We start from the raw sequence: 15,733 nt of genomic DNA, 5'->3' as shown, positions 1-15,733 counted from the left end.
TGTTTGGATGCCCGATGGGATCAAACCGGATCGGACGGGGAACTTGTCCTGAAAAAACTGGAATCGTTTCATTAGGATATTATTTTTAAGATGTATTGATTTACGCTTCCTGTCGGAAACGGGATCAGCCTTTTTATTAATTTGAAAACAATTTAACTTCATTAGAGACGGCTTTTTAATAGTTGTTTTCAGTTGGTTTGAGTGCCCAGTGATATAACTGTAGTTCTTCTGTACTTCCTCCTCCCAATCTACTGAATTCAACTTTTATTTTAACATGTTGCAGACCTTCACCGGCAACATTAACAATGTTCACCAGACCTCCCAGTCCATCATATTTTGATACCACAGTTTCCGTTACGCGGTCATAGTTCCAGGGACTGGACTGATTTACTTTCACCTCTTCGCCAACCAGTTCTCCATTGAAATAGAAATTGACGTAAGCATGGTTTTTACTTCTGAACCCAAAATAAAACTTGTACTCTCCGGCCGGTATCAGCATCTCAGACGCTAACGTAGTATTATCGGGAAGGGTCTCAATTTTTAATGGTGAGAATTCCACAGCCAATGGTAGACTATCATTAATATCTCCCAGGGCTTTTAAATAGAAATAATACCCTTTGGGGTAACCATACTTTGTAAAATCGTAACTATCACCTTGCACAATAGTGTGGCTGGTCTCGTTGAAATACTGAATAAAATTTGGCTTTTCTTCTTCCGGCACATATTGTATATACTGAACCAACGATTTTATCCTGGTAATAAAAATGTTATTAGGGATCTTCATTTTGGTTACATTATAAATGATACCGTTACTCATCATTTTAGGATTCATATCCAGTTGCTGAACCGACGTTCTCCAAACAATATTTCTGCCATCAGGTTCCGGCATCGATACCGCAGAAACCAGGTCGGTATTAGGATCAATATTTCGCATTATACCGTCGTAGAAAAGTGCACCTTTAATCCAGTTGAATGCAAGGATTGTATCTTTTAATGTACACGGCTTCCCAATAGAGAGCAGCTGGTTTTTATAATTTTCCAGACATTCGTCAATAACGTTGTTGTCAGGTAAAAACATGGTAAGCTGGGAAAATTCCGATTTGAAATCTGCCTGAGCAAGCAATGGGTTTTCAATTACAAATACTGAATCGTAAATAGTATTCCCAGTGATATCAACGCCAATCGGCACACTGTTTTCTACATCAAATACTGTGTCATTTGAATTGAATATAGTATCGACAATGGTAGAATAATTATCACCGAGTGCCAGCAGATAGTCATAAATACCGATAACCGGTTCCATCAGGTGGTTAATTTCATGTACCACGCCATTTTTACAGAACTGATCCGTTTTAAGGACTTTTGCGTCTGCTACATACGCATCATCGCTACCAAGGGACACAGAAATATATTTACCGTTCAGAGAACGCAATCTTAATCCATCATATAATTTGGAATATCCAAATGTCAGGTTATTGATTTGATATTGCATGATAAAGGTATCGGTAAACATTTTCTCAAGGTCAGCCAACTGATCCATAGCTTCATTATTCACCGCCCAGACCGTTAAGTTCTGATCCCGCTCAAGTTCTTCTGCTACGCCTGTTGCTTCAAGAGCAGCAACAAATTTGTCATAGTCATGATTGGATTTCAGATACTCCAACACACTTTGCGATGAAATAGTGGAATTACCTTCATCATAATGTTCTTTCCAGTTATCCTGGCACGCACCAAGCAACAGAATTGCCAGACCTAAAATATATGTTAAACGTTTCATAACTATTATTTTTAATTTATTGGCTCAAATTTGATATAATCAAGTTCCAGTTTTTTTCCATCAATTCCCACTATTCTTAAGGTATGTTCATCTGTTTCATCAAATGTGATCGAATTAACCAAAACTTTTTCTGAATATCTGGTAGAAGTAGCATTGGACACGAAGAAAGACGAGCCCAGTTTTGTATCATTATCCATGTAACATTGCATTTCACCTGCACTATTTACAGATAAATAGCTCACGTAAAATAGCGTCATCTTATATGTCCCTTTCACTATAACAGGCGTTTTAATTTCAACCCATCCTCCTGCACCGGTAGAGATTTCAAGATGGTCGTAAAACTTACAGTCATAATAAGCGCCATCATTGTTTCGGTTATTTACATACTTAATCACATCCGGTTTTGTCAGTGGAATGGCTTCCCAGTAGTACGCAGCAACTTCATCTTCAGGAACTACTTTTTCATATGTTCCACTACCGCCTCTGCCGTTAGGACTCTGGAAATAATCACAGATGGCTGCCAGATCAGCATAATTGGACAAATCCCAGTCAATAACAGTAGTGGGAGGGGTGGCTACGGGCATCCAGGTGTCTACCTCGTGTAATACACCATTCTTACAGGTAATGTCATTTCTGAACGGAATAAACCTGGTTCCCGTTTGAACTGTTTCATCATAGTTGATCCAGATTCCGTTATCAGATTTTGAAATGTTTATCAGCTCCTTATTGGCCAGTGTATTGATATTTTTAGATTCCACACCATCCTGAAAAGTCGCCAGTACATCATACGATTGTCTCTGAGAAACAATATGATAAGCAACGTACTGGTTGAGCAGATTATCAGGATTTGTGTAATCAGTCTGATCAACACCAATTTTAGTTTTCAGATCATCAAGAGACTGGACACCGTCAATGCTGTAGATACTATCCGGTACAGCAAAGAGTGTAAAATAATACCTTTTAATAATTTCATTACCACTCAGGTCAAGTGCCGTATCCTGCACTTTATTCAGCAGCGCATTGTAACCGGTAGCTGTTACAGCATCTTTCATGATGGAGAAGCGATCAGAATCAATTCTGTCCCAGATAGTCTCTACTACAGGAATCAGAACTTCATCCAGAACATGAACTACGCCATTGGTCACTTCAATATTCAATTCAACAATTTTACTGGTGTTGTTAATATAAATGGCATTTAATCCACCTTCACCAAACGATATGGATAAATATTCGTCAATTGCTGTAGGCCAGTTCATCACACCGCTTGAAAACTCTTCTTGTTTAAGCACTTTATTATGTAACGTATGATACTTAACCAGGAATGTAGCGTATTCTTTGTCGATATCCGTTACTGAGTTGTACCCTTGTTCGTTCATAAATTTTTCCATAGCGGCATTATTAGGAACGAAAGCCGTATAATCAGTATACAGATTAAATGTACTATACAGTCCTGTATAGCGGAGCAGTTCGACCCATAATGAGAAATCCTCGGAACGCGAGTTCAAATAACTGGCAACAGGCAATTCATCATAGGCAACATATGTGGTTCCTTCGTATGGATCTTTACATGCGAAAAGAACAAAGCCTAATAAGAATGTGGTTAATATTTTTTGCATATTTATTTTTTTTATAGCTTTTTTCATGATGCAATAAATCGTTTAATTAATTATTTGAGACTCTCATAGTAAGGATTCTGAACCAGTTCTTTGTTATTGGTCAGTTCATCGAAATGAATCGGTAAATAATGACTGTCCTTGTTCCTTAGTATTGATTGAACGATTAACGCCTTTTCCGGGCTAATATTTTTTAATACCTCATCTATCATATAATCAAGATACTGATAATTATTGCGTTTCCCCACCCTGAGCAAATCGTACCAGCGTTTACCTTCAATGGCAAGTTCCAGTGATCTTTCATCCATCACTATTTCCAGCATTTCCAGTTCAGTCTGTGGAATATCAGTGATCAGATTAGTGACCTGGGCTCTTTCTTTAATAGTATTTACGATATCAACAGCTTCTGCATAGTTGGTTTGATTTCCTGGTTCTTTCATTACCAGTGCTTCTGCTTTCATTAACAAAACATCGGCAAAACGGTACATGATCCAGTTCTGGTCTTTTTCGCCATCAGTTCTTTCTGCACCAACTTCTGTTGTCAGTAAATGATTCCCGGCATTTGAACCTATATATTTCCAGACCTTAAGTGTCGGCATCGCAGTGTATGTTGCATTCAGACCTCTGATATCGTTGTACGATTGTAAATATTTCATGTACAAGGTCAGGGATATATGATAATTATATGTTGTTCCATTAAACATGTTAAACAGGCTGCTGTTAGATTGTCCCTGTGCATTATTCCACTGCAGCTCGAAGATGCTTTCATTTGAATTTCCCGGATTGAAAAGCGAAAACCAGTTATTTTCATTCTCACCAGTCAGCCCCTGTATCAGCCCTACTTTACCTGAGCCAATAATGTCGTTACATGCTATGATGGCTTTATCATATTCTTCCGTCCATAAATAAACATCAGCCATGGTGGCTTTGACAGCCAGCCTTGTTGCCCGTCCTTTGTTCATCCATGGCTCAGCGGCTGAATATGAGTCTTTTATGTTCTGTTCAGCAAACAATAAATCCGCCTTAATCTGTGCCCATATTTCTGATTCAGGTGACTTAGGGATTTCATAATTTTGGGAATCATTCATATATGGCTCCAGGATAAGCGGTACGTCTCTGAAATTCCGCACAAGAAAGAAGTAGGCCAGAGCACGGAGGTATGTTGCTTCGGCAATAGTTGCATTTTTAGCTTCTTCAGGGAATGAAGGATCCGCAACTCCGGGAGCATATTTGATAACCATATTGCAAAGATTTATAATCTGGTACCATTTGCCCCATTGGCAATAATTATTATCAGGCAGGATATTCCATCTCATAATATCCAATTCATTTCCGGTAATTGTAAACGGGGCAATAGAGTTTGCCCGGTCCTCACCCCATACAATCTGATCTTTTACCGTTGTTCTGTACTTTATGTAGATGGAAGCAATAATTGCGTCTACCTGCTCTTTGTTTTTCCAGTATTCGTCTGCTACCTGCTCATTTTCAGGTATTACATCCAGCCATTGGTTACAAGAGCTAAAACCAATTAAAGCGATTAACAGTAATATTTTTATGTTAGTCTTCATTTTCATCATCGATTAAAAGTTCATTGTTATACCAACCGCAAACCTACGTGCTTTCGGTGTATTGGATCTATCTTCACTTAAAAGGTAGATATTGTTTGACAATCCCACTTCAGGATCCTGTCCGGTGTAGTTTGTCCAGGTAAACAGGTCATAGCCGGTTACCCATAAATCAAGTCTGTCGATACCTTTGTCCCTGATGAGTTTTTTAGGGAAAGCGTATTTCAGAGAGAGCGTTTTTAAACGTACAAAGGTTCCGTCTTCCACAAATCTGTCTGATCCCAGGTAGTTATTCCCTTTACCCCATAAGGCTCTTGGAATATTTGTATCATTACCTTCTTTTATCCATCTGCTCATGACTGCTGTACTTTGGTTGTTTGGCCCAATCATACTTTCTAAGTTCATTTGTGTTCGGTTAATTATCTTATATTTGAAACGCCCATGGAAAAAAGATGATAAGGTCAGATTTTTGTACCTCACTCTAAACGAAGCACCACCTGTAAACAGAGGCATGGCATTTCCCAGGTACACAATATCATATTTGTCGATGACGCCATCCCCATTTATATCTTCATACTTGGCATCACCCGGATATACCCTGTAATTTTCTGTTAGTCCGTTCTGCATATAAACTGGTTCTCCGTTGATATCATAAATTACATTTCCTTCCGGATCGCGTGCCAATGTTTCTTCTTCATTCTGGTAAACACCCAGACAGCGGAATCCGTAAAATGATCCGAGCGGGTTTCCTTCAATTATTTTATGGGCATAGTTTCCGTTTGCCAGTTCAAAACTCTCGAATTCCTTGTTATCCGGAAGGTCGATTACTTTGTTGATGTTTTTGGAAAAGTTTACATCTGTATTAAAACTCCAGTTTTTACTTTTGATAATATCATATCCAACGATTAACTCGAATCCCCTGTTGGACATTGCACCGGAATTGTACCATTTAACCTGAGAATAGCCTGTGGACGATGGTATGTTAACGTCACGCTGTAACAGGTCAGTTGTCATTTTGTCGTAAAAATCTGTAGTAATCCGTAATCTGTTCTGAATAAGTTCAATATCCATACCAATATTGGTCTGAGATACGGTTTCCCATTTCAGGTTATCGAGCTGTTGTCTCTGTGGCTCAACTGCCGTCATAGTAACATAACGTTCATTAAGACCCCGGAATGTTCCGATATATGGCGAAGATCCACTCGGAGCATTACCACTCTGGCCCCAGCTAAGACGTAGTTTACCCATGTTGAACCAATCAACGGCACGCATGAAATTCTCATCACCAAAATGCCACGCCAAACCCACTGTAGGGAAGGAGCCCCAACGATTTTCTGCTCCCATACTTGAATTGGCTTCTCTTCTGAATCCGGCAGAAATCATGTACTTATCTTTAAATGTATAATGGGCATTTGAAATAAAGCCCAGATTTCTGACGACTGAATTTCCTGATCCCATTGAAGCAACATTTGATCCTGAGGTCGGATCAGCCAGAAATATAGATGGTGAACCACTGGTTGCACTGGAATATCCTGCTGAACGACCTTCATAGGTCTGAAAAATCCCTGTAAGTATAATTTTATGTTGTTCAGAGAATGTTTTACGGTAGATCAGTTTATTCTCTGTTTGTATATACATGTTATCCGATAAATTATCGCTTCCTTCGTTACTATTGGAATTGGTGAGGTTAACCCCAGTTACGATATTGGGAAGAAACCGTTTGTTTTTGGTGGTTCTCATGTCCATTCCCAGGATACTTCTATATTCCAGTCCTTTGGTAATGTTATAAATTGCACCAAATACTACCCTGCCGTTTCGTTTTGTGGAATGATTAGTTGCTTCATTTACCATGGCGACCGGATTGTACATTTTATTTGAAGCCCAGGAGCCCTGTACATTTTCTACAGGCGTAAAGTACTCATCCGTACGCTGACCATCATCCCCAATAATATAAGGACTCATATTAGGTAACTTCTTAAGTGCCTCAGAACGCGGGTTTGAACCACCCCAGTAACTATCAATACCGGCCTGTGAATATGAAAAGTCAGCTGTTAACCTGAATTTGTCGGAAAAACGATAGTCCAAACCTATAAGGGTGTTGAAACGCTCCAGTCCTGTTCCAATGGTAGTTCCTGTTTCATTTAAGTACCCCAGTGAGATGCGGTAAGTTGCCTTATCACCACCGCCACTCATGGAAAAGCTGTTATCTGTGGTGAAACCGGTTCTGGTAACTTCATCCAGCCAGTTTGTTTCCTGGTTATATTCATCATAATATATCCAGTTTGGGTCATTATTAATCTCTTTACGATCACTTAAATTGGTTAAAACATCACTTCTGCTTTCTCCTTCGTCAAGGAAGGTATTCCAGTTCATCTCGTTCAAAAGTGTAATAAACCCATCAGCATCTAGCATCGGAATAGTGTTGGGTTCTTTTTTTATGTCAAATTTAGAGTTGAATGAAAACCTTGTCTTACCACGAGTCCCTTTCTTTGTTTTGAAGATTAAAACACCGTTTGCTCCTCTGGAGCCCCAAATGGCAGTAGCAGCAGCATCCTTCAGTACTTCTATTGACTCAATGTCGGCGGGTGAGATATTTACCAGAGCACCCAGATCTTCATCGTTAGCTGTTGCAAAGTTAAAATCATCATTAATGGTCGTTGGATAGGGAACACCATCAATAACTATTAATGGTTCTGATGAAGCATTCAGGGATGATGTACCCCTGATTCGGATGGAGCTTCTTGCACCCGGATCACCGCTGGTAATGATATCCACGTTTGCCATTCTTCCCTGAAGTTGATCCTCAATGGAGGCCGATGGAGTTGATTCCAATTCTTTCATATCTATGGTCTGTGTTGAGGTTACCAACTCCCTGTTGCTGAGCCCCAGAGAGTTACGTTCAATCCTTTCAGAGGTTATGGTTACGCCCTCCAGTTCTACATTTGATTCTCCCAGAACAACATTGGAAACGGACTGTCCTGTATAAGGAATGACTTTACTTTCGAAACCAATAAAAGAAAAAACGACTGACAGGTTTGGTTTATCCGGAACCGATAACCGGTAATTACCATCCATATCTGCAATGGTTCCCGACAAAGATCTGTGTAATTCGTTTTCCACATGGATATTACAACCCATTAGTGGTTCTCCTTTTGCATCAGTTACTTTTCCGGTCAGCACTTTGTCCTGTGCGTGAATAAGCGAAACAGTGAAAAGTAAAACAGCCAATATTTTGTACTTTATTTTCATTAGAATAATATTTTATATTCTTGACCTGCCCTGTTAATCAGACTGGTTCTCAGCTTTATACTATGATTCAGATTTAAAATTACCCGGTATGCTTTTTTATTTTCCATTAATTTTTAATTATCACGGTTGAATTAAAGCATCGATTGTGTATACGGCACAATCTCCATATACTTTGGGAATGTTACTGGTAACATTAGCTGTCTTTCCATCAGGAGTTGTCAGCCTCAAACTACTTCCCAAATCTGATAAAATTACCCTTGATACAGGTACGGTATCTGTCGAACTTGTTTTAATCAGTCCCTGATAAGTAACAAAATCACCTTCTATACCTGCTCCGGGAAAGGCATAATCCGAAATCTCATTATCCGGTACAGGAATAAAATAGTACATTAGAAAATTTGCCAAAGTATCAGGATCAGATGGAATTGTTCCTGCCGGCGCATTCAGTATGGCTTCATCCGATGGAACAAATAACATGTACTTATCTCTTATATCCGGTAATGGTGCATTAAGTGGTAATAAACCTGCCAGTGTCAGTTGATTAGCGAATTCTTTATAGGCCGACAAGTAAGGTATTTCATCTGCCAGACCTATCAGATATTTAAATTCACCTTTTTCTGTAAGTAAAACTGAATCCACATTATAACAGGATCCATTTGTCCAGTCTCCTTCTATGGGTTCTATGGCAGCGAATTTACTGCCTTCGTTGTACATTTTATTAGATGCAACCGAATCGCCTTTCACAAATAAGTAAGAATAACTGTTTCTGCTTTTATATACATCAATACCGTCTACATTTGTAAGAACATCAGTTGCTACATGACTATTAATATAATAGGCCATAGTAGAAGATGACATGTCACCCCAGGTCTGGTCATTTACCTGAACAGCTTCATCGCCGAATCTCCCAGGTGTTGGATCGTAATACCTGACGTCTAATCCGTCAATACCTGCATTCACAATTTTATTATCAGAAGGAAGAAATATAGTATAATTTATAGCTGTACTGGTAAGGGGAAGAGAGCCTTCACCGTATAGCATCATATGTAAAAACATTTTGTATTTTGGATCTCTGAAAGCCGGACCGGTAATGCTTGTGAACATGGGGGGTGTAAGTACAGTATTCAGACCATAGTAAACTCCGTTAGCACATATTTGGCTTTTAGATACATCTATATCAGGATCGAATGTAACAGGTGTTCCCCAGTAGGTGGTTATTTCGCCCTTCTTAATATTTTCAGGGAAGGCCAGATCGCCGGAATAAGTGTGATTATAAAGTAAATATAATACTGCAAGCGGATTTACATCTGCAAAAGAATCATAATACGGTTCCCATGTTTGTTGGAAAAATGCCTCCAGAGCGTTGTTGTCCGGTACAAAAACACTATTAGCGAAACGTGTTAATATAGACCATGAATTAGCATTTTGTACTGGCCATTCTGAGGCAATTGCCGGCAATTCTGTATGCATATGGATGAATAAAGAGTCTCCATTGCCGTAGTCGTCTGATAAATCTGCATCATATTCATAATAAGAAAACTGATCATAGAGTGTCAGAAAGTTGGAGTAGTTACCTTCGTATTTAAGACTCTCATAAATCGTTTTCATTGGATCCAGAACACGGTCAACTAAATAGATAAAACCATTATCTGTTGCAATTTCATAATCATCAACACTGGCCTCAGAAATATTAAAGCCTCCGTTGTCTCCGGTCCAGGTGCTGTTTGGGTATAAAAACTCATAGTTATACTTAGCTTCTATTTCTCTGGAATCAAACATATAGCTTGAGAATATCGGTAAATAAAGGTTTCTGTGGAATACCGAGTATTCACGTGGTCTTCCGTTGGGCTCGTAACCCTGTTCCTTTGTTATGGGATTAGCTGCTTTTGTTCGTTGTTTGTAAAACAATCCCTTCTCCGCCGGATTGTAACTTTCGCGTCCACCAGGTTGAAAATTGGCAAATAATTCCTTATTGTATTTGTAATCTACTAAATGGTATCCGACTAAGGTGTTCAGTTCAGCTTGTGGCATATCATCAATAGAGCTGTAACCTTTGCTGCTTAAATAAGCAGTAAAGGCTTCATCATTCGGAGCCATAACGGTGACCAGTCCCCGACCACTTACAATATTGCCATACTCTGTTTTTTCAAGTGCATCCAGAAAAATGGTGTAGTTTCCCTGACTTTTTAAATAATCAGTTGCACTTCCCACTAACCATGGCGGATCTTCGTAATGCTCTGCCATTCTGTCCTTACAGGAGGATAAAACCAGAACCATGATTATTCCAAACCATGATAGTATATTTAACTTTCTTCTAAGTAACATAAAAATGAATTTAAATTATTTTGAATGCTCTGTTAGCGTTTGTAATTAATGTTTTGACACAACAAAATTGTCTGTGTGATAATTCAGTTCTGAGATGTGTTTTCATACAATAAATATTAGTTTTCCAGTAACTTAGTTAACTGTTTAGTTAATGTTCTTCCTTTGATTAATTTCAGGTTAATGGAAAATAAACTCTCTTTCTTGTACCAATAATGAGATAGAAATGAAAATTTCAAGAAAATATTACATTTTGTTAGGTCGTATTTCTGATCTCTAATTTTAGCGATAGGTTAAACATATCTAAAATTTTAAATATGTTTAAGAAAGAAAAACTTTCCAATTCAAACCCTATTATGCAGAAAAACGTTTTTTTCTGTATTGATTCTTTAGTTGCAAATCGTCCTCTATTGTCGATTATCAGCGGATTTTTTACAACTTAATGTTGTGGCATTAAATGTTGTTTTCAAAAATTAACTAAAATTAAACTATTCCGGTTTTATTCGCAATATATAAATTGGCACATTGCTTGCACATTTTGACACCAAATAATAAATGTAAATTTTACGCTTATTTTCGGATTGAAATAATTATATATGATATAATGCGGTAGGATTATGTGTTTATTTTGAGTATAAGTTGCATTTAATTAGACTTTTATTTCTAAAATGTAATATGTGACCTAAAAAGAGGATAGCGTATGTTCTACGCTAATTAAATATGCAATTTTTGACATTAAATTTAAGGAAGAAATTAAATTTATATATAATAAATATTCATTATAAATAAGGATAAAAAAACCGGAACAAAGTCCGGTTTTTTTTGGAGGTAATATTTGTGTTGTCAGTTTTTTAATTTTTCAATGCTTTCACGCAGACTTCTAATTTTAATCACAGCGTCAGTTTGCTTTTTACGTTCCACTTCTATTACTTTCTCCGGCGCATTGTTTACAAACCTTTCATTACTTAGTTTTTTGTTAACGCTGGTTAAAAATCCCTCGGTATATTTCAGTTCTTTTTCAAGTTTTGCAATCTCCTCTTCAGCATTTATCATTTCACCAAGCGGAATGGCATATTCCGTTGTTTTAACCATAAATGAAGCTGCCGTACTGTCCGTAATTTCAACAAACGAAATTGACTCGATATTTGTCAGTTTCTTTATAACCGGAATAAAGTCTGAAAAATAAGTTGCTTCGCCGGCTACAATCTGTAAACTAAGAGAATCTTTAAAAGCAATGTTTTTTTCCTTCCTCACGTTACGGATGGCTGCAACAATTTCTTTAGCCTCTTCAAATTTTTCGAGGATTGTAGCGTTCCATTCTTCCTTTTCAGACAGCAAGGTAACCATAATACTTTCGTCTTCGCTTCTTGGCTTCAGTTCCTGGTACAATTCTTCAGTGATGAATGGCATAAAAGGGTGTAATAGCTTCAGTAATTTCTCAAATAATTCGATAACTTCATTATAGGTTGCTGCATCAATAGGTTTTTGATATTCAGGTTTAACAGCTTCCAGCAACCATCCTGAAAAGTCGTCCCTGAACAACGTATAGGTTGACATCAGTGCATCGGAAATCCTGAATTTACTGAAATGGTCGTCAACCTGTGCCAAAACTTCATTTAATTTATGGCTGAACCAATTCAGTGCAGCACGAGAAGCTTCCGGTTGGTTAATGTTTTCACTGACTTCCCAGTTTTTAACAAGACGGAACGCATTCCATATTTTATTGGCAAAGTTACGGCCCTGTTCTGTCAGACTTTCGTCAAACAGCAGGTCTCCACCCGCAGGAGAGCACAGCAGCATGCCTACGCGTACACCATCGGCACCAAATTGTTTGATCAGTTCCAGAGGATCAGGCGAGTTGCCAAGTTGTTTCGACATCTTTCGGCCCTGTTTATCACGAACCATCCCGGTGAAATACACATTCTTAAACGGGAAAGTACCACGGAATTCATAGCCTGCGATAATCATTCTGGCCACCCAGAAAAAGATAATATCATGACCCGTTACCAAATCGTTGGTCGGGTAGTAGTAGTCTATTTCATTATTTTCCGGATCAAAACCATCGAAAACAGAAATTGGCCACAGCCAGCTCGATGCCCAGGTATCCAGCACATCTTCTTCCTGGCGCAGGTCAGCCATGGTTAGTTCTTCATTACCCGTTTTTTCCTGTGTCTGTTTCAGGGCCAATTCATCAGATTCTGCTACAATAAAACTTCCATCTTCCAAATAATACACAGGAATACGATGGCCCCACCATAACTGCCGTGAAATACACCAGTCCTTTACATTGCTCATCCAATGACGATACAGATTCTTGAACTTTTTCGGATGAAATTCTACATCGTCATTTTCTACGGCTTCCAGGGCTGGTTTAGCCAGTTCTTCCATTTTCAGGAACCACTGCGCAGACAGTTTCGGTTCAATAGCAACATTGGTACGTTCCGAAAAACCTACCTTATTATTATAGTCTTCAATTTTAACCAGGTTACCTGCTTTTTCAAGTTCAGGAACAATCTTTTTGCGTACGTCAAAGCGGTCCTCGCCAACAAATAATTGTGCCGCTTCGCTTAAAGTACCATCATCGTTAAAGGTGTCAATAATCTCAAGATTATGGCGCATACCTATTTCGTAGTCGTTTTCGTCGTGGGCCGGTGTAATTTTCAGACAGCCTGTACCAAATTCCATATCCACGTAATCGTCCATGATTATAGGGACCGAACGGTTAACAAGCGGAACCAGTACGTGTTTCCCTTTTAAATGCGAAAAACGTTCGTCATTCGGGTTCACACAAACAGCGGTGTCGCCCAGAATCGTTTCAGGACGTGTGGTTGCTACGGTTACCCATTCATCTTCAGTTCCTTCAATTTTATAGCGTACATAATAAAGTTTCGATTTTTCTTCCTTATAGATAACTTCCTCATCAGAAACAGCGGTTTGTGCAGCCGGATCCCAGTTTACCATTCTTACGCCACGGTAAATTAGACCTTTATTATAAAGATCCACAAAAACCTTGATTACCGCTTTACTTCGTGTTTCATCCATGGTAAAGCAGGTTCTGTCCCAGTCGCACGAAGCACCAAGTTTTTTCAATTGTTCCAGAATGATCCCGCCGTGCTTATGTGTCCATTCCCATGCATGATCCAGAAATGCATCCCGTGTAAGATCGGTTTTTTTGATCCCTTCCGATTTTAATTTAGCCACAACTTTGGCCTCTGTGGCAATGGATGCATGGTCGGTGCCCGGAACCCAGCAGGCATTTTTGCCCAGCATTCTGGCCCTCCGGATCAGAATATCCTGGATGGTATTATTCAGCATGTGCCCCATATGGAGAACTCCGGTTACGTTTGGCGGTGGAATAACAATAGTGTATGGTTCTCTTTCATCCGGCTCAGATTTAAAAAAGCCCTGCTCCATCCAGTAGCTGTACCACTTGTCCTCAACGTTTAACGGATTGTATTTGCTGTCAATACTCATTTTCTGATGTTTTTGTCTCGTATTTAAATAGGGTCACAAAAATAGAAAAAAGTTAAGATTGCGTAATGAATAATATGCTATTAATTATGGGACGATCCATAAACACTCTGTAAATTTTTTATACTTTTAAAAAAAAATGCCCATCAAAATAGCCCTTATTATTTCTGTGGTTTTACAGTTTTCCGCAGCTTTTATTGCTATTACGCTTATTAGAAGAACCCGAAACAATGTAGCCTGGTGGCTGATATCACTTGGATTCTTGCTTATGGCTTTCAGAAGAGTTTTTGAAATTATGCAGGTTTATAACTCAGAAAGTGCACTTATATCCGGATTTCTTGGTAGTTGGACCGGAGTGCTTATATCTGTAATAATGCTTTTGAGCCTGATTTATATCAAACGTATTTTTAATATTCAGAAGCAGTTTGATGAACTGAGACAAAAAAATGAATCGAGGGTTTTGTCAGCTATCGTCAGAACAGAGGAAAAAGAAAGGCAGCATTTATCAAAAGAACTTCACGACGGCCTTGGGCCGCTGCTGTCGTCGGTAAAAATGACCATTTCAACCTGCAGGTTTCAGAATAACCAAAATCCAACACTACTTGAGAACGCAGAAAAACTGATTGATGAATCGATTTTTACGTTGAAAGATATATCCAATAACCTTAGTCCGCATATTCTGGTTAATTTTGGCCTGTTAAAAGCGTTGAATTCTTTTATTGGTAAACTTAAAATTATTGATGAGCCGAATATCCATCTAAAAAATAATATTAAAGAGCAGCGTTTCCCGTTTAATGTGGAGGTGGTATTGTATCGTGTGATTTGTGAGCTTATAAACAATACCTTAAAACATGCCGATGCCAAAAATATTTATATCGATTTGTTTGCAGAGGGAACAGAAATTTCGCTTGAATACATTGACGACGGAAAAGGGTTTGATCCGTTATTGGAAGAAACGGAAAAAACAGGTCAGGGCTTATCAAATATCAGGTCGAGGATTAAATCTCTTGACGGAACTTTCGGAATTTATAGTGAGCCGGGGGAAGGTGTTCATGTTAAAAGTAAAATTATACTGGAATCATGAAAAGTTTGTCGGTTATTATTGTTGATGATCACCAGTTATTCAGGGAAGGTTTGAAACTTTTGTTGAAAAGCCTGCCTGATACCGGAATTGTGGAAGAGGCTTCGGACGGCAGAGAATTTTTGGATTACCTCAAATCCGGAAATCAGCCCGATATTGTATTTATGGATATTGAAATGCCCGGGCTCAATGGAATTGAAACGACGAAAGAAGCACTTCGCATTAAGTCTGAGCTGAATATCATTGCACTTTCCATGTATTCCGATGAAAATTATTATACCCAAATGATTGATGCCGGTGTAAAAGGGTTTATACTCAAGAACTCAGGAATTCAGGAAGTGAAAATGGCTATTGACTATATAAGTGAAGGGAAAACATATTTTGCACAGGAAATTCTTGACTGTCTCTTAAAACAATTGAAACCCAAACAAGAACAAGCTTCTCCATTGTCACTAACAGAAAGGGAAGAGGAAATACTTCACCTGATTTGCAACGGACTGTCAAACCAGGAAATCGCCGATAAACTGAAAATCAGCAAACGTACTGTTGACAAGCATCGCGAGAACCTGTTATCCAAATCTGGTTCAAATAATACTGCAGGATTGGTGGTATTTGCCATAAAAAACGGAATTGTTGAGATTTAGATCTACGTATA

Annotated in this window: 8 protein-coding genes; 2 read left to right on the top strand and 6 right to left on the bottom strand. The window is 38.6% G+C overall.

Features of this window, described 5'->3' with window-relative positions; translation table 11 throughout:
- Positions 1 to 175: 175 nt before the first annotated feature.
- The 6 genes from ACE01N_RS16845 to ACE01N_RS16820 form a co-directional block, all read right to left on the bottom strand.
- Positions 176 to 1,777 (bottom strand): fasciclin domain-containing protein, encoded by a 1,602-nt coding sequence (locus ACE01N_RS16845; protein ID WP_380591575.1) that lies wholly within the window; start codon positions 1,775 to 1,777, stop codon positions 176 to 178.
- Positions 1,778 to 1,788: 11 nt separating this feature from the next.
- Positions 1,789 to 3,393, bottom strand: a complete 1,605-nt coding sequence (locus ACE01N_RS16840) for a fasciclin domain-containing protein (protein ID WP_380591573.1) — start codon at positions 3,391 to 3,393, stop codon at positions 1,789 to 1,791.
- Between the two features lie 50 nt (positions 3,394 to 3,443).
- The gene (locus ACE01N_RS16835) at positions 3,444 to 4,958 is read right to left on the bottom strand and encodes a RagB/SusD family nutrient uptake outer membrane protein (protein WP_380591571.1); all 1,515 of its coding nucleotides are present in this window, start codon (positions 4,956 to 4,958) and stop codon (positions 3,444 to 3,446) included.
- 12 nt (positions 4,959 to 4,970) lie between these two features.
- A complete protein-coding gene (locus ACE01N_RS16830; RefSeq protein WP_380591569.1) occupies positions 4,971 to 8,204 on the bottom strand; it encodes a SusC/RagA family TonB-linked outer membrane protein in 3,234 nt (1,077 codons plus the stop codon).
- A 120-nt stretch (positions 8,205 to 8,324) separates the two neighbouring features.
- Positions 8,325 to 10,529: a fasciclin domain-containing protein gene (locus tag ACE01N_RS16825; RefSeq protein WP_380591567.1), complete on the bottom strand. Its 2,205-nt coding sequence runs from the start codon at positions 10,527 to 10,529 to the stop codon at positions 8,325 to 8,327.
- A gap of 840 nt (positions 10,530 to 11,369) precedes the next feature.
- The gene (locus tag ACE01N_RS16820; protein ID WP_380591565.1) at positions 11,370 to 14,000 is read right to left on the bottom strand and encodes a valine--tRNA ligase; all 2,631 of its coding nucleotides are present in this window, start codon (positions 13,998 to 14,000) and stop codon (positions 11,370 to 11,372) included.
- A 136-nt stretch (positions 14,001 to 14,136) separates the two neighbouring features.
- Here ACE01N_RS16820 and ACE01N_RS16815 point away from each other — a divergent pair, with 136 nt between their 5' ends.
- On the top strand, positions 14,137 to 15,081 hold the full coding sequence (locus tag ACE01N_RS16815; protein WP_380591563.1) for a sensor histidine kinase: 945 nt from the start codon (positions 14,137 to 14,139) through the stop codon (positions 15,079 to 15,081).
- Positions 15,078 to 15,722, top strand: a complete 645-nt coding sequence (locus tag ACE01N_RS16810; protein ID WP_380591561.1) for a response regulator — start codon at positions 15,078 to 15,080, stop codon at positions 15,720 to 15,722. The genes ACE01N_RS16815 and ACE01N_RS16810 overlap by 4 nt, the downstream gene beginning before the upstream one ends.
- Positions 15,723 to 15,733: the final 11 nt, after the last annotated feature.

The organism is Quyinboa ferrireducens (assembly GCF_042436675.1).
Classification (GTDB): Bacteria; Bacteroidota; Bacteroidia; order Bacteroidales; family UBA5342; genus JBHJHP01.
Note: the sequence above shows the minus strand (reverse complement) of the source record. Positions and strands in the feature narration are given on the sequence as shown.

What these genes read in the sequence shown, in the direction of transcription:
- ACE01N_RS16820 (WP_380591565.1), bottom strand. Translation starts at nt 14,000, where the DNA reads ATGAGTATTGACAGCAAATACAATCCGTTAAACGTTGAGGACAAGTGG.
- ACE01N_RS16810 (WP_380591561.1), top strand. Translation starts at nt 15,078, where the DNA reads ATGAAAAGTTTGTCGGTTATTATTGTTGATGATCACCAGTTATTCAGG.
- ACE01N_RS16825 (WP_380591567.1), bottom strand. Translation starts at nt 10,529, where the DNA reads ATGTTACTTAGAAGAAAGTTAAATATACTATCATGGTTTGGAATAATC.
- ACE01N_RS16845 (WP_380591575.1), bottom strand. Translation starts at nt 1,777, where the DNA reads ATGAAACGTTTAACATATATTTTAGGTCTGGCAATTCTGTTGCTTGGT.
- ACE01N_RS16830 (WP_380591569.1), bottom strand. Translation starts at nt 8,204, where the DNA reads ATGAAAATAAAGTACAAAATATTGGCTGTTTTACTTTTCACTGTTTCG.
- ACE01N_RS16815 (WP_380591563.1), top strand. Translation starts at nt 14,137, where the DNA reads ATGCCCATCAAAATAGCCCTTATTATTTCTGTGGTTTTACAGTTTTCC.
- ACE01N_RS16840 (WP_380591573.1), bottom strand. Translation starts at nt 3,393, where the DNA reads ATGCAAAAAATATTAACCACATTCTTATTAGGCTTTGTTCTTTTCGCA.
- ACE01N_RS16835 (WP_380591571.1), bottom strand. Translation starts at nt 4,958, where the DNA reads ATGAAGACTAACATAAAAATATTACTGTTAATCGCTTTAATTGGTTTT.